Raw genomic sequence first — 17,100 nt, 5'->3', positions numbered from 1 at the left:
CGCGCATCGGCCGAAAGGACGGGGCGTCACTCCGCCCCGGGGCCGACGGATCCGCGGCCCGCGGGCCGATGCCGCGGAGCGCCGTGGCGACGAGCCTCGGGATCGGCGGCCGTACAAGGACGGCCGACGAGGTGGTTGGAGGACCCGATGCTCTCGAAGGCCCTGTTGCACCTGGGCGCAAGCGCCGCCCGCCATCCCTGGCGGGTGATCGCGGCATGGCTGATCGCCACCACGCTCGCCGTCCTCGCCGCCGTCGCCTTCGGCGGACGGACCGCGGACTCGATGACCGCTCCGGGACTGGACTCCCAACGGGCCGCGGAACTGATCGAGCGGGCCGGCACCGGCCAGGAGGGGATGACCGCCCAAGTGGTCGTCACCCCCGTCGACGACGGTGCGACGTTCTCCGACGACGGCGCGCGCACCGCTCTCGCGCGGCTGCGGGCCGAGGTGCAGCGGCTGCCGCACGTGCTCGGCACGAGCGACCCGGCGGGGGCACTCGGCACAGGCGGGGACACCGCCGTGCGCGGCGGCCTCGTCTCGGCCGACGGGCGGATCGCGGTCGTCCGGGTGCAGTACCCCGACCAGAGCCGGCTGTCGGCCGAAGACCTCGACGCCCTCGTCGATCTCGGCGACCGGCTGCGCGCGGAGCTGCCCCTGCGCATCGAGATGGGCGGGAGCCTCTTCTACGCCTTCTCCGACTCCGACGGCGGCGCGAGCGAGCTGATCGGCCTCCTCGCCGCGGCCGCGATCCTGTTCCTGGCGTTCGGTTCGCTCGTCGCCGCCGCGCTGCCGATCGGCATGGCGGTCTTCGGACTGACCGTCGGGGTCGCCACGATGACGGTACTGGCGGGGGTGACGGACGTCCCGACCTTCGCACCGGTCCTGGGCAGCATGGTCGGGCTCGGAGTGGGCATCGACTACGCGCTGTTCGTGCTCGCCAGGCACCGGGAGTACCTCGCGCGCGGGCTCGATCCCCACGAGGCGGCCGGACGAGCGGTGGCCACTGCGGGAAGACCCGTGGTCTTCGCCGGCGGCACCGTCGTCGTATCGATCCTCGGCCTGGCGGTCGCGAACGTACCGTTCATGACGGTGGGCGGGCTCGCCGTCTCGATCGTCGTCCTGACCATGGTGCTCGCGTCGGTGACACTGCTGCCGGCCTTCCTCGGCGCCGCCGGCCCACGCCTGGCCCGAACCGGCCGGATCGGCCGGGCTCTGCAGACCAGGAAGCCGGGCCGACTCGCACGGCGGCGGGACACGGTGGCGGGCGCCGCTCCCGCCGCCGGTTGGCGGCGCTGGATCGGGCACGTCAGCCGGCACCCGGTGCCGTACGCGATCGGCGCGGCGGGGCTGCTGCTGACGGCGACGCTGCCCGTGCTCGGCCTGCGCGTCGGCCTGCCCGACGACGGCTCACTGCCCCACAGCCGTACCGAGCGCCGGGCCTACGACCTCGTCGCCGAGGGGTTCGGCCCGGGCACCAACGGTCCCCTCGTCATCGCCGCGGACCCCACCGGTGATCCGGGAGTGCTGGACCGACTCGTCGCAACGGTCGCGGCGGATCCGGGCATCGCATCCGTCGCGCCGACGCACATCGATCGGGCCACCGGCATCGCGACCCTCGTGGTGTTCCCGACCACCAGCCCTCAGGACAAGGCCACGGCCGACACCATCGCCCGGCTGCGCGCCGAGGTGCTGCCCGCGGCGATCGGGCACGGCCCGGCCAGGGCGCACGTCGGCGGGGCCGCCGCGAGCCTGTCCGATGTGGGCCGACGCACCAGCGAACGTCTGCCGGTGTTCGTCGCCGCCGTGCTGGCGATGTCGTTCCTGCTGCTGATGCTGGTCTTCCGCTCGGTCGTCGTACCGCTCAAGGCGGTGCTGCTGAATCTGCTGAGCATCGGCGCGGCCTACGGCATCATGGTCGCGGTCTTCCAGTGGGGCTGGGGAGGCGCGCTCATCGGGCTGGAAGCGACGGTTCCGATCGTGTCGTTCATCCCGATGTTCCTCTTCGCCATCCTGTTCGGCCTGTCGATGGACTACGAGGTGTTCCTCCTCTCCCGCGTACGCGAGGAGTACCTGCGCACCGGCGACAACGGCACGGCGATCGTCGAGGGCGTCTCGCGCACCGCCCGGATCATCACCTCGGCCGCCCTCATCATGGTGGCGGTCTTCCTGTCCTTCGCCGTCGCCGAGGACCCCTCCACCAAAATGTTCGGGCTCGGCCTGGCCACCGCGATCTTCATCGACGCCACGGTCGTACGCATGGTGCTGGTACCGGCGACCATGACACTCCTCGGCCGGACCAACTGGTGGCTGCCGAAGTGGCTGGACCGAATGCTTCCCCGCGGCCCGGTCGGCACCGACGACACCGACGCTGAATCCACGGGTGAGGCCCCGCGTCCACGGCTGGTTGACCGTTGACTCGACTCCTGCCCGCCCTTGGCGTCCGGCACCTCAGCGCGTCACCCAGGGGGTGTTTGCGCAGGTGGGCTCGGTTTCCGCGGGACGAGTACGCCCTGTCCCCGGCGACCGCGTCCGGCCGGATGCGGGGTCGGCCGACGGGCCGCAGTCGCTCGGGGCACGGGCCGTGTACCTCGCCGCGTTCCCACTGGACCCCACGGGCGTCGCAGCGCTGACGGCCGCCGCGCGCCAGGGTCCCGGCTCACTCATCCGGCACCTCATCGGCGGCTTCGGCTCATTCGCCCGCCCGGGGCAGCCGCCCCGCCCGGAGCACCCGTACGCCCCCCGCCGTCCCGGTGACCCCGCCGACGGCGAGCGGGCCGTGCGGCCGCACGCCCCCGCTCCCCCGCCGTAACCGTGGGCGTCCACCGCCCGCAGCGGCTACGGACCGGATGCGCCACCACCCCGTCCCACGAGGGGACCGGACCCGTGACGAGGGTCCGGCGCCCATCCTCGTGACGTGCGCCTGTTCGCGCGGCGAACGTCTGCTCCGAGTGGAGTCCTTGAGTGGTGGGCCTCCCGCAGCCGACGCAAGCTGGCGTGCGCCGACCTCGCCGGACAGCGCGGCGGGCGGCCACGCCCACGCGCCCCGGCCCCGAGCGGCGGGGGACGTCCGAGAAATGGGATCACATGGCGGAACAGAACATCGGTCCGGACGACCCGCCCTCCGTTCGCGGGACCGTCAGGACCGTACGGCGCCGGACGGCGCGACGCATCACCCCGTCGGGGACTCCCCGCCGCGCGCGTACCAGGACGGCGCTCGTCGCGGCCGGCCTGGCCGTGCTCGGCGGGCTCAGCCCCACCCCTGGCAGCGCCCTGTCACCCCCTGCCGAGGGGCCCCGGCCGGGACACCCGGCACGGTTCGTGCCCGGTCCGTGCCCCGAGACGCCGGAGCCGATCCCCGGGCGGTGCGGGTTCCTGGAGGTGCCGGAGAACCGCACCCGCAAGAAGACCCGGACCATCCGGACGACCGTCGCGATCATCCCGGCCGCCTCGGCGAAGCCCGCCGCGGACCCGGTGGTGTTCATGGAAGGCGGCCCCGGTGGCGATGCGATCGGGGCCATCCCCTTCCTGATCGCCTCCCAGGTGAACCGGGACCGCGACCTGATCGTCATGACCCAGCGCGGCGCTCTCCACTCGCAGCCGAACCTCGCCTGCCCGGAGATGGACCGGTTCAACGCGACCGCCGTCGGACTGCCCTACGACGCGCCGTCCACCGGACGAGGGCTGGTCCGCGCGGCGAAGGAGTGCCGGGACCGCCTGACGGCCGAGGGCAACGACCTCACGGCCTACAACACCACCGAGAACGCCGCGGACTTCGCCGCCCTCCGCACGGCCCTGGGCATCAAGAAGTGGAACGTCTACGGCTACTCGTACGGCACCGACCTGGGCCTCACCTACCTGCGCCGGCACCCCCAGGGCATCCGCACGCTGGCGATCGACTCGGTCGTGCCGCCCCAGACCGTGAGCCTGCCGTGGGCCTGGGACAGCGCCCAGGAGGGGATCAACGCGATCTTCGCGGCATGTGAGGCCCAGCCCGCCTGCAAGTCCCGCTACCCGCGCCTCTCCCGCACGCTCACGGAGCAGGTCCGGCGGCTGGAGGCGAACCCCCTGACGCTGACCGTACCGCCGCCCGGCGGCGGAACCCCGGTGAAGGTCGTCCTCGACGGGGGCACACTGGTGAACCTGCTGGTCACCAACGGCCAACTCGTCCCGTCCGTCGACGTCCCCGCCGCGCTCTACGAACTCGCCGCCGGCCATCCGGAACGCCTCGCGCGGGCCCAGGCCGCCGGCGCGACGCCCGCCATCGGCGAGTTCGCCCACGGGCTGACGCACTCGGTGGCCTGCGCCGAGTGGGCGCCGGGCTTCTCGAAGCGCGACCTGCTGGAGGCGGGCCGACGAGCCTTCCCCGGCTTCCCGGACTCCGTGCTCGCCCACGCACCGCAGCTGCCCTTCGAGCACGACCTGTGCCGCGCCTGGAACGTACCGGACCGCACCGCGGTCCAGCGGGTCGCCACCCACAGCAAGGTGCCCGCGCTCATCATCACCGGGACCTTCGACGCGAAGACCGGCGCCAGCTGGGGGCCGTTCGCCGGCCGCACACTGCCCCGCTCGACCGCCGTGGTGGTCCCCGGGATCACCCACTGGGTGGTGCCGCAGGAGCCCTGCGCCGCGTCGGTCCTGGTCTCCTTCCTGGCCCGGCCGACCGCGCCCGACACGCGTTGCGTGGCGGGTGTCGTGCCCAAGCCGTTCACCATCATCCCCTGACCTGGAGACGCACGATGTCCCCTCGCACGACCCCCCGTCGGCGCCTCGCCCGACGGCTCCCGGCGACGCTGGCAGGAGCCACGGCCGGTGTTCTCGTCGTCGGCCTGGCCGCGATGCCCGCGCACGCCGAGTCCGGCACCGACGGCCCGACCGGCCCGACCGGTCCGATCGGCACGGTCGCCCGTACGGTGGGCGACGCCCGCTTCGAACCGGGCCCCTGCCCCAGGACGGCGGACCCGATCCCCGACCTCGCGCGGGCCCGCTGCGGCACGCTCACCGTGCCCGAGAACCGCTCCCGGCCCAAGGGGCCCAACAAGCCCAAGGGACCCAAGGAAGCCAGCAAGCCCATGGGGCCCAAGGGACCCAAGGAGCCCAAGGGGCCCAACGAGTCCAAGGGGCCCTGGGCCCACGAGGGCCGCAGGATCACCCTCGCCGTCGCGATCATGCCCGCGGAGTCCCGCACCCCGGCGCCCGACCCGATCGTGTGGTTCGCCGGCGGACCCGGCGACGACGCGGTCTCCGAGATCCCGATGGCGCTCGCCGGCGACCTGAACCGCGACCGTGACGTGATCTTCATGTCCCAGCGCGGCACCTACTCGGCCGACCCGGTGCTCACCTGTCCGAACATCGACGAGTTCAACGCCCGCGCCCTCGGTCTCGTCTCCAACGCGCCGTCCACCGGCCGCCTGCACGTCGAGGCGACCCGGGCATGCCGGGACCGCGTGGACGGCACGGGGGCCGACCGCGGCACCTACAACGACATCGAGAGCTCGGCCGACTACGACGCCCTGCGCAAGACGCTGGGCGTCAAGCAGTGGAACGTCTTCGGCATCTCCTACGGCACCCATCTGGCGCTCAATTACATGCGCCTGCACCCGAAGGGCATCCGGTCGGTCGGCATCGACGGCGTCCTGCCGCCGTCCCTGGGCGGCGGGGCCGTGACCTGGAAGGCCGCACGAGAGGGATTCGACGGTCTGTTCAAGGCCTGCGCGGAGCAGCCCGCCTGCAACACCCGCTACCCGAACCTGAAGGCCACCTTCCTCCGCCTCGTCAGTGAGCTGGAGGCCGACCCGATCACCACCACCGTCACGGTCCCGGTGCACCCGGAGCCGGTGAAGGTCGTGCTGGACGGGGGCAACCTGGTCACCTGGCTCACCTCGGCCACCCACGTGGCGGCCGGAGTGCCCCGCTCCATCGACGAACTCGCCCACGGCAACCCGCAGCGGATCGCCGAGCAGCTCGCGGGCGGCAAGTACAGCCCGCAGGCCATCGGAAGGGTCGCCCACGGGCTGGTCTACGGCGTCTTCTGCAGCCAGTGGACCCCGTACGAGAGCCGCGCCGACATCATCCGGGGCGGACGCCGCGCGTTCCCGTCGTTCCCCCGATCGATGCTGGCCAACGCCCCGCAACTCGCCTGGCTCCACGACGACTGCCGTGCCTGGGACGTCCCCCCGGCGCCTCCCTGGATCCGGGACGTGACCCGCAGCGACATCCCGACCCTCGCCCTGTCCGGCGGCTTCGACGCCCAGACCGCACCCAGCAACGGGGCCTACGTGGCCCGCACGCTGAGCCGGTCCCACGCCGTCACGGTCCCCTACGTGGCCCACGTGGTCTTCGCCGACTCGCCGTGCGCGCAGACGATCACCACCTCGTTCTTCGCCGACCCGGCCGCGCCGGACACCCGTTGTCTGGCGGGCCTCCAGCCGCCGCAGTTCGAGATCGCGCCCTAGGCACGCTCGGCACCGCACCGGAGACACACCCGGCCGCCCGGCCCCCTGCTCGCATCGGAGCAGGGGGCCGGGCGCATCGGTGCGAAGCCGTCCGCGGCGTGTGGCCCCGAGCGGTGAACACGGCACCTCGCCCCCCGTATCCGCCCGGCATCGTCCGAGAGCCGCATTGGCCCGACCGGGTCCTCCGGACGGGCGCCCGCCGGTGTCGTCCCCCGGTCGGCCGCCGCCCCGGTGAGGATCGGTTCATGGGCGTCGTCCTGCCGGTCCTCTTCTCGCTGTTCGCCGCGTTCAGCAACGCGCTGGCCACGGTGCTCCAGCGGCGTGCGGCGCTCACCGTCCCGCAGTCCGACTCCTTCCGGCCCGGACTGATCCTCGACCTGCTGCACCGCCCCCTGTGGCTGGCCGGCATCCTCGCCGTCATCGCCGCGGGTGTCGGACAGGCGGCGGCCCTCGCGACCGGGCCGCTGGCCCTCGTGCAGCCGCTCTTCGTACTGGAACTTCCTCTCGCCCTGCTGATCGCCACCCTCCTGACGCGCGAGCGACTGCCCGCCCGGCTCTGGGCTGCCGTGGCAGGGGTCGTGCTGGGCCTCGGAGTGGCGCTCGCGGCCGCCTCGCCCACCGGCAACCGCACCCATGTGGCACTGGACCGCTGGGTGCCGGTCCTGGTGGTCTGCGCCGTCGCGGTGGTGGCGCTCGCCGCCGTCGGACTGCGCAGACCGCCCGGGCGCGCGAGGGCCGGCTGTCTCGGCGCCGCGACGGCGATCTGCTACGCGCTCACCGCCGCCCTCATGAAGACGTCCATGCACATCCTCGGCGACGGCGGCATCGGCGCCTTCCTGACGGCCTGGCAGACCTATGCCTTCGGTGCGGCGGGGATCGCGGCCCTCCTGCTGCTCGAACACGCCATGCAGGGCGGTCCGCTCGTCGCCTCGCAGCCGGCCCTGACCCTCGGCGACGCGACCGTGAGCCTGAGCCTCGGCGTCCTGCTGTACGAGGAGCATGTGCGGGCGGGCTGGTGGCTGCTGCCGCAGCTCGCGGGGATCGCCCTGATCGTCCTCGGGGTGTTCACGCTGGCTCGCAGCGGCGTCGGCACGACCTGACCACGTACTCCGGCGGTGTGTCGGGACGGACGGCCGTGTCACTCGGGACGGCGGTGTGTCACTCCGGACGGTTGAAGCGTCGCGCGGCCCAGAGCAGGGCGAGGAGGCCGGTGGCGAGGAGGAGGCCGGCTTCGAGGGGGAGCGGCGGCTGTCGGCCTGCCCATTCGATGCCGGTGGCGGCCTGCTGGTCGGGTACGAGGTGGGTGATGCAGCGCCGGAGCAGGTCCACCGCGTAGGCGAGCGGGTTGGCGGCGGCGAGAGTGTGGGCCCAGCCCGGCAGAGTGTGCAGGGGGAAGAAGCCGCCGGAGAGGAACAGCAGCGGCATCATGATCAGGCCGAGGAGCGTGTGGAACGTCTCCGCCCTGCGGAGGGTGACGGCCAGGGCCAGAGCCAGAGCGGTGATGGTGAACGAGGCGAGGATCATCCCGGCGAGGAGCAGGACGAGGAGGAGCGGGTCGTACGGCAGACCGACCGTGCCGGCGAGGCCGAGCAGTACGGCGCCCTGCGCCGTGGCGGTCATGGTGCCGCCGGCGCAGTGTCCCAGGAGGAGGGTGGCCCGGCTGACGGGGGCCATGAGGAGCTCCCGCAGGTAGCCGCTCTGCCGGTCGGTGATCAGACGGATGCCGACCATGATGGCCGGTGTCTGCACCGTCATCATCAGCATGCCGGGGAAGAGATAGGTCTGGTAGCCGACGCCCAGGGAGGAACGGGGGATGAGGGCGGCCAGTCCGCCTCCCAGGATGAGGAGGTAGAGCATCGGGTGGAGCAGCATCAGTGCGGTGTGGGTGCGCTGGCCCGCCAGGCGCAGCAGGTCGCGGTGGACCAAGGCGTGGATCGCGCGCAGTTCGTGCCGGAGCCGGGCCGGCCACCCGCTGCCGTGGATGCCCGAGGTGCCGGAGACGCCAGGGGCACCCGGAGCACCTGGGCCGTCCGGAGTGTGGGGAGTCTCCGGGGCCTTCACGGTGAGGTCGGTCATCGGCTGCCGCCGGTTTCCGACGTGCTCGCGCACGGCGTGGTCGCGCACGGAGCGATGGGGCCGGCCGGTGCCTGGCCGGGTTTGGCGGTGTCGAGGCTGCGGCCGGTGTGGTGGAAGAACACGTCGTCAAGCGTGGGCGGGGCTGCGGAAGCGGCGTGTACGGCGATGCCGTGGCGTTGCAGTGCCGCGCACAGGCGCGGAATCCAGGTGCTGCCGTCCGGCACTCGCAGGGAGACCCCGCCGCCGTCCGCGGTGAGGGCGCGGTCCGGCGGCACGATGCCGCACACGACCCGTCGTGCCGCGGTGTCATCACTGGTACGCAGCACGACCAGGTCGTCGCCGATCGCGGCCTTCAGCGCGAGGGGCGTGCCCTGCGCCACCACGCGGCCGCGATCGATGATGGCGATGCGATCGCAGTTCTCCGCCTCCTCCAGGTAGTGGGTGGTGACGAAGAGCGTGCTGCCGTGCCGGTCGCGCAGCGCACGCAGATGCTCCCAGACCTGGACGCGGGCGTGCGGGTCGAGCCCGGTGGTCGGCTCGTCCAGGAACAGCACCCGGGGGGAGTGCAGCAGGGCCCGGGCGATCTCCAGGCGGCGCCGCATGCCGCCCGACAGGGTGCGTACCGGGGAGCGCCGCCGGTCGGTCAGCCCGGCCGTCTCCAGTACCTCCGCGGCGCGCGAGCGGGCATGGCGGCGGGCCAGCCCGTAGAGCCGTGCGTGGATGTGGAGGTTCTGCTCGGCTGTCAGGTCCGCATCCAGAGCGCTGTGCTGGAAGAGCATGCCGACCCGTCGCCGTACCTCGTGGGGCCGGCTGAGCACATCGGCGCCGGCGACGGTGGCCTGACCGGCGGTGGGGCGGGCCAGGGCACACAGCACGGCGATGGTCGTGGACTTCCCCGCGCCGTTGGGCCCCAGGAAGGCGAAGGTCTCGCCCTGCGCCACGTCCAGGTCCAGGCCGCGCACCGCGTGGGTGGTCGACCCCTGCGGGCCCGGGTAGCTCTTGACCAGGCCGCGCATGCTGATCGCGTACACGGGCTCGGGAACGTGGTGCGCGACGGGCGGGTTGGTGCCGGCGGCCGTCATGCGGGCTGTGGGGGCGAGGTCGTCGACACCGGCGGGCAGGTGCGTCTGGTCGGGTCGGTCCTCGTCACCGGCGGGTGGCTGCATGCGGTCGCGTCCTCATCTACGGGTTCGCCGTCCGTGGCCACCCGTGACCACTCGGGCGCGCGGAAAGGGGAGCATCCGGCCGGCGGCTTCCCGGGTGGGCCGCCGGCCGGATGGTGGGTGCCTGTCCTACGCGCAGCTGATGCCGATACAGACCGTGTTGAGCAGGGTCAGCAGGCCGACGCACTCACACGTCGCGGCGAACGGCGCTCCGTCGACACCGACGGGGTCGGTCTCCGGAAGGGCGTGGAGGCGGGCAAGCAGTTCGATGTCGTTGCTCTCCATGGGTTTCTCCTTCGTTCGGTGAACTGGCGGCAGACTTCCTGCCGCTCAGACCGGCAACCGGACCATCCAGTGCCGGGGGTCGGCGTGACGGATCCGCAGGAGGAAGGCCAGAATTCCGGCAGATCCGTCGCTCCAGCTGGTCGATACGTCCCCGTACTCGTTGGGGAAGACCACCTGGGCACGGCGGTGGGCGCTCTCGCTGACGATGAGGCGGGCCAGGTCCTCGGCCATGGCGCGGTAGACGGGGTCACCCGTGGCGTCGGCCATGTCGAGGAGGAAGTCACCGTTGCCCGCCAGGCCGTGGCACTGGGCAAGGGCGGCGCGGGAAGCGCGCTCGATGACGGCGTGCGTACTGCGGCGGGCGAGGTCGCCGAACCTGTCGTCCCCGGTGGCCTGCCACAGCCTGACGAGGAAGCTGCCGATGCCCGCCGCGCCGTGGCACCAGTACGGGGCCGTGGGCAGGTCCGCGGCCTGGGCGGGCCATTGGGCCGCTTCGCCGGTCAGCACGGCGTCGGCCAGCAGGTGCTCGCCGGCCTCCACCGCGAGGTCCAGGTGCTCCGGGCGCCGTGAGACGGTCGCGGCGGCGAGGAGGAAGCAGCCGATGCCGGCCGTTCCGTGGGCGAAGCCGAGGTAGCGTTTGCCGCCCTCCGAGGAGGCGGCTTCCGCGGGCACCGGCCAGCCCACTCCGGACGGATCACGCCGCGCCGCGGCGACCAGCCGGTCGGCCGCGTCGACGACGAGTTCGGCGAAGCGCGGATCGCCGGTGCGGTGCCACAGATGGACCGCGGCCAGTCCGCTGCCCGCGCTGCCGTGGGTGATGTCGTGATGGGGCGTCGCCTGTTGCGGGGCGAGTGCCAGAGCCGACGCGTGGTCCATGAGCTCGTGGTCGTCCACGGCACGCCCGGCGTCGTACAGCGCCCAGGCGGTTCCGCGTCCGCCGAAGTGCAGGCCGGGGCGTGGGAAGCGGAGATCGGTGCGGCGTGCGATCCAGTGGCCCGCGGTGGCGATCAGCTCGGGCAGGCGGTCGTCGCCGGTGAGCTCCCCGTACCGCGTCAGTACGGCCAGGACACCGGCCGCGCCCTGCTGCACGGTGCAGGGGTCGGACTCCCCGGCCAGGGTGGACACGGGCCACAGTCGGCGCTCGTCCGTGGGAACCATCGAATCGATGAGATGCTCCACGATCCCGGCCACGGCGCGGTCGACAGTCCCGGTCGCCGTATGGTCCACCATCCCGGCCACCGCGTCGTGCGGAGCCTCACTCCGCCTGCCGTCACGGTTGTCGTCATTGCGGTCGTCACTGCGGTCGTTCCGCGGCGTGCGTCGGGCGGAGGGGTTCCGTGGCCGCGAGGGCTCCGCCTTCCGGAGGGCCTCGCGCGCCCTGGTCGGGTCCCACCGCTCGGCAGGGTCGTCCTTCATCAGGCCGAGGACCATCTCCGCGAGGCCGTCCGGCAGCCGGAGCGGTCCCGTGCAGGCGGTCAGCCACGCGGCGAGCCGCTGCTCCGTGGCCCTGGTGGCAGGCTCCTCGGGCAGCAGGTTCGGCACCTTCCCGGCCAGGACGAAGCACGCGGCGGCACCGAGGCTGTAGTAGTCGCCCGTCGGGCTGACGGGGGCGTCGGCCAGTCGTTCGGGGGCGCTGAAGCCGGGGGTTCCCACGCGGGTGGGCAGGGCGGCCTCGTCGTCCAGGACGGCGAGTTCGAGGTCGATGAGGCGCAGCTCACCGTCCGGACGGACCATGACGTTGCCGGGGGTGAAGTCCCGCAGGACGCAGCCTCGCGCGTGCGCCGCCGCTACCAGGTCCACCAGGCGCCCGACCTGGGCCGGCGCGTCGGCGCGGTAGCGTTCCGCTCCGACGTCACGGAAGTGCTCGGCGACCCAGGTGCGCAGGGTGACGCCCGGCACCTCGTCCTGGGCCAGGAAGAGGTGCCCGCCGTGCTCGAACAACGCCAGCGGTTCCGGAGCCAGCCCCGTGCCCTTGAGCTTCTCCAGTGTCCGGGCCTCGGCGCGCAGCCAGTCGCGGACGTCGCAGCCTGAGGCGTCGGCTTCCACGTGCGGCCGGGCCTCCTTGATCACCACGGGGGCGCCCGTACGGACGTCGCTGCCCCGGTAGACGCCGCCCTTGTTGGTGTGCCGGATCGCCTCTCGTACAGCGAAACGACCGCCGAGCAGCACCGGAGCACTCGCCGCTGCCGCACCGTCCGCCCCGTCGGACCCCTCCGCCGCGCGCGGTACGACGGGAACTGTGGCGGGGAAGGGGCAGACGGCCCAAGAGGGCGGCGAGTACTGGCCGGTGCGCTTGTCCTCCACGGGATTGCCGTCGGGGTCCTCGATGAACCACACCAGCAGGCCGTCGTCCGAGAGCCGCCTCCGGCCGACGAACGAGCCGTATCGGTAGTGCACCAGCGAGTGCACGGCGTACGGCTGGTCGGACAGGATCCGAGGACCGGCCAGCCCCGCCGTGGCCCCGTGCAGCTCGTGGGCGAGCCGGGCCGCCTCGGCGTCGGAGCGAGGGTAGACGGTGATGAACTTGCCCGAGCTTCCCCGCGGCGTGGCACGGGAGTTGAGCGCACTCACCTGGTCCAGCGACCGGGCGAACTTGAACGCGGACTTCTCCCGCAGCAACACATCCAGGGCCTTCTCGAGGACGGCCGGCGCGGAGGCGGCCGTCGCCGACAGGTGCAGCTTCCACCCCTGCTCGCGCCGTGTAGCCGACCCGGGCGTGACACGGCACCACATCTCGTCCGATTCGGCCGCCCAACGTGCGCCCGTACCCGTGGCGTGCAGCGCCTTGTTGAGAAGGCCTTCCAGTTCGACTTCGGTAGCCTGGCTCGTCATCAGTGTCCTTCTCGACGGTGAGGTCCGCTGACCGGAAGGTGCCCGGCGGCATCACCGGACCAACACGCCCCCGCCCGTATTCACTTGATCCAGCGAGCGCTCAGCGCGACGGCGCGGCCCACGGGTGCGCCCAGCGCAGAAAGAGGCTCACGAGTCCCCGACGGGGACGCCTCCCACGTGAAGCGACTGCGACGCAGCCCCGTGGAGCTGGTAACTCCGCTACGGCAGGATGGAGTCGACGTACCCGCCGTCCACGCGCAGCGCGCCGCCGGTCGTGGCGGACGCGTGCTCGGAGGCGAGGTACACCACCATGTTGGCGATCTCCTCGGGTTCGATGAGCCGCTGCAGCAGGGACTGCGGACGGTACTCGCGCATGAAGACACGCTGCGCTTCGTCCCACGGCAGGGCACGGTCCACCAGCTCGTACACGAACTGCTCCACGCCGCCCGTGTGGGTGGGGCCGGCGATGACGGAATTGACGGTGACACCGGTCCCCGCCGCCTGCTTGGCGAAGCCGCGCGTGACCGCCAGGAGGGCCGTCTTGGACATGCCGTAGTGGATCATCTCGGCGGGGATCACCACCGCCGAGTCGCTCGCGATGTTCTGGATCCGCCCCCAGCCGCGCTCGCTCATGCCGGGAAGGTACTGCCGGATGAGCCTCACCGCGGCCAGGACGTTCACCTCGAAGTAGCGCCGCCACTCGTCGTCGCTGATCTTCAGCGGGTCGGCTTCGCCGAAGATGCCGAGGCTGTTCACCAGGATGTCCACGTGCGGCAGCGCCTCGGCGGCCAGCATCGCGCCCTGCTCGGTGGCGACGTCGGCGACCACCGGAACCAGATCCGCGTCGGGGGCCTCGGCCCGCATGCTCGCGATGGCCTGCTCGACGCGTTCCTCGGTCCGCCCATTGACGCCGACGCGGGCTCCGGCCCGAGCCAGCCCGGTGGCGATGGCGGCGCCGATCCCCTGGGTGGAGCCGGTGACCAGCGCGGTACGTCGGGTCAGATCGATGAGCATGGGGGACGGGCTCCTTACAGAACGCGATGCGTGCGTCGGTCACCACTACCCGTCCCCTGTACCCGCCAGGTGTCAGAGAGCACCGGGAATCCCTGCATCACCCTACGTACGGCCCACTCGGCGCGGCGGGGCCCGCCGGCCGGGCCGTCAGGGCTCAGTAGCGGAGCAGCCCCGCGTCGATCCGCTCCCAGGCCGCCCGCAGCTCGGCGAGTCGCGCCGGCTCGAACGGCGCCCGGTCCGCCTGCTCGCGGGAGTCCTCGGACAGGTGGAAGAGCTGGTCGCGGCCGGACTTGCCCCGGTAGTACTTCCAGTCGCCGCGGCGCAGTGCCCGTTCGCCCCGCACCCGCCAGAAGAGATCCCGCTCGGGTACGTCGGCGCCGCGGAGCAGATGCCCGGCGAGGCTGGTGCCGTCGAGGGGGTACGCGGGATGGGGGCGGGCCCCGGCCAGGTCGAGCAGGGTCGCCGTCCAGTCGGGCGTGAACACCGGCAGGTCGCTGACCTGGCCGCTGTCGATCCCGGCGGGCCAGCGCAGGATCGAGGGGACGCGGATGCCGCCCTCCTGGAGCGAGCCCTTGTTGCCGGCGAGCGGCCAGTTGTAGGAGAAGCGCTCGCCGCCGTTGTCGCTGGCGAAGAAGACGAGCGTGTCCTGCTCCTGGCCGGAGCGCTTCAGCGCCTTGAGGACCTGCCCGATCGAGCGGTCGAGGTCCTCGACCATCTCCTTGTACTTCTCGACGGAGCCGCCGTCCTGGTGCCAGAGGGCGGAGCGGTCGCCGGCCTTGATGCGGCGGACGATCTCGTCGCTCGCCTCCTTGTCGCCGTCGGCTATCCAAGGCCAGTGCGGGGTGGTGAAGTTCAGGTTGAGCAGCCAGGGCCTGTCGTGGTCGCGGCTGACGTACTCGCCGGCCCGCTCGGTGAGGATCCGGGTGTAGTAGCGCAGGTCCTTGTACTCGGCGTCGCCCAGGATGAAGAGGATGTTGGGTCGTCGTGAGTGGCGGCGCGGGTGCGCGGCTCGGAACGGCCGCTCCCGCGCGTCGCCCGCGGGTGCTGCTTGTGCGGCGGACGCGGTGGCTCCGAGGGCGGCGGCAGCTGCGGCACCGGCGGCGACCCCGCCGAGGGCGCGGCGGGACAGGGGCGTGGACATAGAGGTCTCCAGGAGGGCGTGCGGGCATGCCTCCGGGGCTCGGTGGACGGGGTGAGCGGAGGAAGCGTGGGCGCGGGGTGTGTGGGAAGGCGCGACCGGTCAGGGGCAGCGACAGACAGCGCTCGCGACACGGACGAGGTCCACGTGTCGGCGCTGGACGCGGGTGACCGAGGGGTCACGCAGGGGCTGCATGGGGCAGGAGTCTTGTCGAGCCGGACGGGGCCGTCAACGGCGTACGGGCAGGTCGACGCGCGTAGTTCGCATGATCGAAACGCCGGCGGATCCGCCCCGGCCGGACTGGCTCGGCGCGCCAGGACTTCCGGCCGGCGGCTGTATGGCTGGTGCCCTGTGACGCACTGGTGCCCTGCGCCGTAGTCCCTGCGCAGGAGTTGGGTCGCGTCGCGTCGCGGCCCAGGCCCAGGCCCAGGCCCAGGAGTGTGGTGGGACGCGGGCGGCGTCGCGTCGGGCCGAGCGGTCGCACCGCTCTCGCCCGACGCCGCCGCCCTGTGGGGGCGTGTCGTACGGGTCAGCCGACGGGCGCCGTCGCGTCGTCGCCGGCCTCGGTGACGGCCGGGTGGACGGTCTCGGCCGGCGGGTTGGCCGTGCGCCGGACCCACAGCCAGTACAGGGCCGCGGTGACCACGAGCCCGACGATCCACGAGATGTCGGCGCCGTCGAGCCTCTTGGTGATCGCACCGGTGTACAGCTTGGTGGCCAGGAACGGGATCTGGACGGCGACGCCCACGACGTAGCAGGTCAGAGCGGTGACGTTCCATCGGCCGTAGCGGCCGTCCGGGTCGTACAGGGCGGGGATGTCGACGCGTTCGCGGGAGATCAGGTAGTAGTCGACGAGGTTGATCGCGCTCCACGGGGTGAACACCATCAGGATCAGGAGCACGAAGTTCTTGAAGTTGTTCAGGAAGTCGTCGCTGGCGGCCAGCGCGATGACCATCGACACCGCGGTGAAGCCGACGATGTAGGCGGCACGGGCGGCGGCCGAGATGCGCGAACGGCCGTCGAACGCGGTGACGGTGGTCAGCATCGACATGAAGCCGCCGTACGCGTTGAGACAGTTGACCGTCAGCTTGCCGACCACGATCACCAGGTAGATGAGGACGGCGAGGACCGCGGGCCCGGCAAGGTCGCCGAGGAAGCCCACCTGGTCGCTGAGGAAGGTCTTGCCCGCGACGGCGGCGGTGAGCGCTCCCAGCGTCATGGCCCACTGGGAGCCGATGACCGAGCCGGCGAACGTGGACCAGAACGTCGCGCGCATGCTGGTGTCGCGCGGCAGGTAGCGCGAGTAGTCGGCGACGTACGGGCCGAAGGTCAGCTGCCAGCCGGCGCCGAGCCCTACGGCGAGGAGGAAGGTCGCCGTCTCGAAGCCCTTGTTCCCGACGTGCGCGCCGACGTCGTACTGCGTGAACAGCCGCACCAGAAGGTAGCCGAGGCCGAGTACGCCGACGACGGTGGCGATGCGGCCTGCGATGTGGATGAGGCGGTAGCCGGTGACCGCGACCACGGCGGTCAGCGCGCCGAAGATGAGGATCCCGGCGTCCGTGTTGTCGATGTGCAGCATCTCGGACAGCGCCTGGCCGGCCAGGACACTGCCGGTCGCGGCGAAGCCGAGGTACATGAGAATCACCAACAGCAGGGGCAGGACCGCCCCGTGGACGCCGAACTGCGCCCGGCTGGAGATCATCTGCGGGACGCCGAGCCGCGGTCCCTGCGCGGAGTGCAGCGCCATCACGATGCCACCGAGCAGGTTTCCGATCAGCAGCGCGGGTATCGCCCACAGCGCGTCGGCGCCGAAGACGACGGACAGCGCGCCGTCGACGATCGCGGTGATCTGCATGTTGGCGCCGAACCACAGCGTGAACTGGCTACGCGGCGTGCCGTGCCGCTCGGCGTCGGGAATGACCTCGATGGTGCGAGTCTCCATCGAGAGTCGCTCCCCGGGGGTGTGCTGGACCGGCATGGTGGAGACCTCTCCCGCAGCGATTCCGGTGTGTCCGGACGAAGCGCAGCCGTTGACACGTGCTGCGTGCGCCGAATCTCGCATAGGACTGAACAGGTATCAAGATCCTGAATGGAGAATTTCAAAAAGGTTGCCTCGCTCTCGGACCGGCCGCCTGGGCTC

11 protein-coding genes and 1 pseudogene are annotated in these 17,100 nt (G+C 72.4%); 4 read left to right on the top strand and 8 right to left on the bottom strand.

All coding sequences use genetic code 11. The features are described 5' to 3' along the window. Nucleotides 1–147: 147 nt before the first annotated feature. From E0F75_RS32125 to E0F75_RS32105, 4 genes are all read left to right on the top strand, one after another. On the top strand, nt 148–2,415 hold the full coding sequence (locus E0F75_RS32125) for an MMPL family transporter (RefSeq protein WP_229314476.1): 2,268 nt from the start codon (nt 148–150) through the stop codon (nt 2,413–2,415). Nucleotides 2,416–3,084: 669 nt separating this feature from the next. Further along, the gene (locus E0F75_RS32115; protein ID WP_229314475.1) at nt 3,085–4,722 is read left to right on the top strand and encodes an alpha/beta hydrolase; all 1,638 of its coding nucleotides are present in this window, start codon (nt 3,085–3,087) and stop codon (nt 4,720–4,722) included. Between the two features lie 14 nt (nt 4,723–4,736). Then, nucleotides 4,737–6,452 (top strand): alpha/beta fold hydrolase, encoded by a 1,716-nt coding sequence (locus tag E0F75_RS32110; protein WP_229314474.1) that lies wholly within the window; start codon nt 4,737–4,739, stop codon nt 6,450–6,452. 245 nt (nt 6,453–6,697) lie between these two features. After that, the gene (locus E0F75_RS32105; protein WP_229314473.1) at nt 6,698–7,552 is read left to right on the top strand and encodes a DMT family transporter; all 855 of its coding nucleotides are present in this window, start codon (nt 6,698–6,700) and stop codon (nt 7,550–7,552) included. Between the two features lie 58 nt (nt 7,553–7,610). Here E0F75_RS32105 and E0F75_RS32100 read toward each other — a convergent pair whose 3' ends face one another. From E0F75_RS32100 to E0F75_RS32070, 8 genes and pseudogenes are all read right to left on the bottom strand, one after another. Continuing rightward, nucleotides 7,611–8,528, bottom strand: coding sequence for an ABC transporter permease (locus E0F75_RS32100; RefSeq protein WP_267499829.1), 918 nt, complete (start codon nt 8,526–8,528; stop codon nt 7,611–7,613). Beyond that, nucleotides 8,525–9,694 (bottom strand): ATP-binding cassette domain-containing protein, encoded by a 1,170-nt coding sequence (locus tag E0F75_RS32095; protein WP_374115468.1) that lies wholly within the window; start codon nt 9,692–9,694, stop codon nt 8,525–8,527. Before E0F75_RS32095 ends, E0F75_RS32100 begins: the two co-directional genes overlap by 4 nt. A 126-nt stretch (nt 9,695–9,820) precedes the next feature. After that, complete coding sequence (locus E0F75_RS32090; protein WP_229314471.1) at nt 9,821–9,976, bottom strand: VenA family class IV lanthipeptide; 156 nt, start codon at nt 9,974–9,976, stop codon at nt 9,821–9,823. Between the two features lie 45 nt (nt 9,977–10,021). Beyond that, nucleotides 10,022–12,808: a class IV lanthionine synthetase LanL gene (lanL, locus tag E0F75_RS32085; RefSeq protein ID WP_229314470.1), complete on the bottom strand. Its 2,787-nt coding sequence runs from the start codon at nt 12,806–12,808 to the stop codon at nt 10,022–10,024. A gap of 219 nt (nt 12,809–13,027) precedes the next feature. Then, complete coding sequence (locus tag E0F75_RS32080; RefSeq protein WP_229314469.1) at nt 13,028–13,822, bottom strand: SDR family NAD(P)-dependent oxidoreductase; 795 nt, start codon at nt 13,820–13,822, stop codon at nt 13,028–13,030. A 154-nt stretch (nt 13,823–13,976) separates the two neighbouring features. Then, nucleotides 13,977–14,780, bottom strand: a pseudogene (locus E0F75_RS32075) (sulfatase); the annotation flags it as partial. A 282-nt stretch (nt 14,781–15,062) separates the two neighbouring features. Then, complete coding sequence (locus E0F75_RS40785) at nt 15,063–15,155, bottom strand: putative leader peptide (RefSeq protein WP_353963885.1); 93 nt, start codon at nt 15,153–15,155, stop codon at nt 15,063–15,065. 334 nt (nt 15,156–15,489) lie between these two features. Continuing rightward, complete coding sequence (locus E0F75_RS32070) at nt 15,490–16,902, bottom strand: cytosine permease (protein ID WP_374115467.1); 1,413 nt, start codon at nt 16,900–16,902, stop codon at nt 15,490–15,492. Nucleotides 16,903–17,100 lie beyond the last annotated feature (198 nt).

Source organism: Streptomyces sp. CB02980, assembly GCF_014451325.2.
GTDB lineage: Bacteria > Actinomycetota > Actinomycetes > Streptomycetales > Streptomycetaceae > Streptomyces.
The sequence above is the reverse complement of the archived record's forward strand: the minus strand, read 5'-3'. Positions and strand labels throughout refer to the sequence as shown.

Bases quoted from the DNA above. Each gene is read 5' to 3' on its own strand.
- E0F75_RS32080 (WP_229314469.1), bottom strand. From the start codon at position 13,822: ATGCTCATCGATCTGACCCGACGTACCGCGCTGGTCACCGGCTCCACC.
- E0F75_RS32095 (WP_374115468.1), bottom strand. From the start codon at position 9,694: ATGCAGCCACCCGCCGGTGACGAGGACCGACCCGACCAGACGCACCTG.
- E0F75_RS40785 (WP_353963885.1), bottom strand. From the start codon at position 15,155: ATGCAGCCCCTGCGTGACCCCTCGGTCACCCGCGTCCAGCGCCGACAC.
- E0F75_RS32105 (WP_229314473.1), top strand. From the start codon at position 6,698: ATGGGCGTCGTCCTGCCGGTCCTCTTCTCGCTGTTCGCCGCGTTCAGC.
- E0F75_RS32090 (WP_229314471.1), bottom strand. From the start codon at position 9,976: ATGGAGAGCAACGACATCGAACTGCTTGCCCGCCTCCACGCCCTTCCG.
- lanL (WP_229314470.1), bottom strand. From the start codon at position 12,808: ATGACGAGCCAGGCTACCGAAGTCGAACTGGAAGGCCTTCTCAACAAG.
- E0F75_RS32110 (WP_229314474.1), top strand. From the start codon at position 4,737: ATGTCCCCTCGCACGACCCCCCGTCGGCGCCTCGCCCGACGGCTCCCG.
- E0F75_RS32070 (WP_374115467.1), bottom strand. From the start codon at position 16,902: ATGGAGACTCGCACCATCGAGGTCATTCCCGACGCCGAGCGGCACGGC.
- E0F75_RS32100 (WP_267499829.1), bottom strand. From the start codon at position 8,528: ATGACCGACCTCACCGTGAAGGCCCCGGAGACTCCCCACACTCCGGAC.
- E0F75_RS32125 (WP_229314476.1), top strand. From the start codon at position 148: ATGCTCTCGAAGGCCCTGTTGCACCTGGGCGCAAGCGCCGCCCGCCAT.
- E0F75_RS32115 (WP_229314475.1), top strand. From the start codon at position 3,085: ATGGCGGAACAGAACATCGGTCCGGACGACCCGCCCTCCGTTCGCGGG.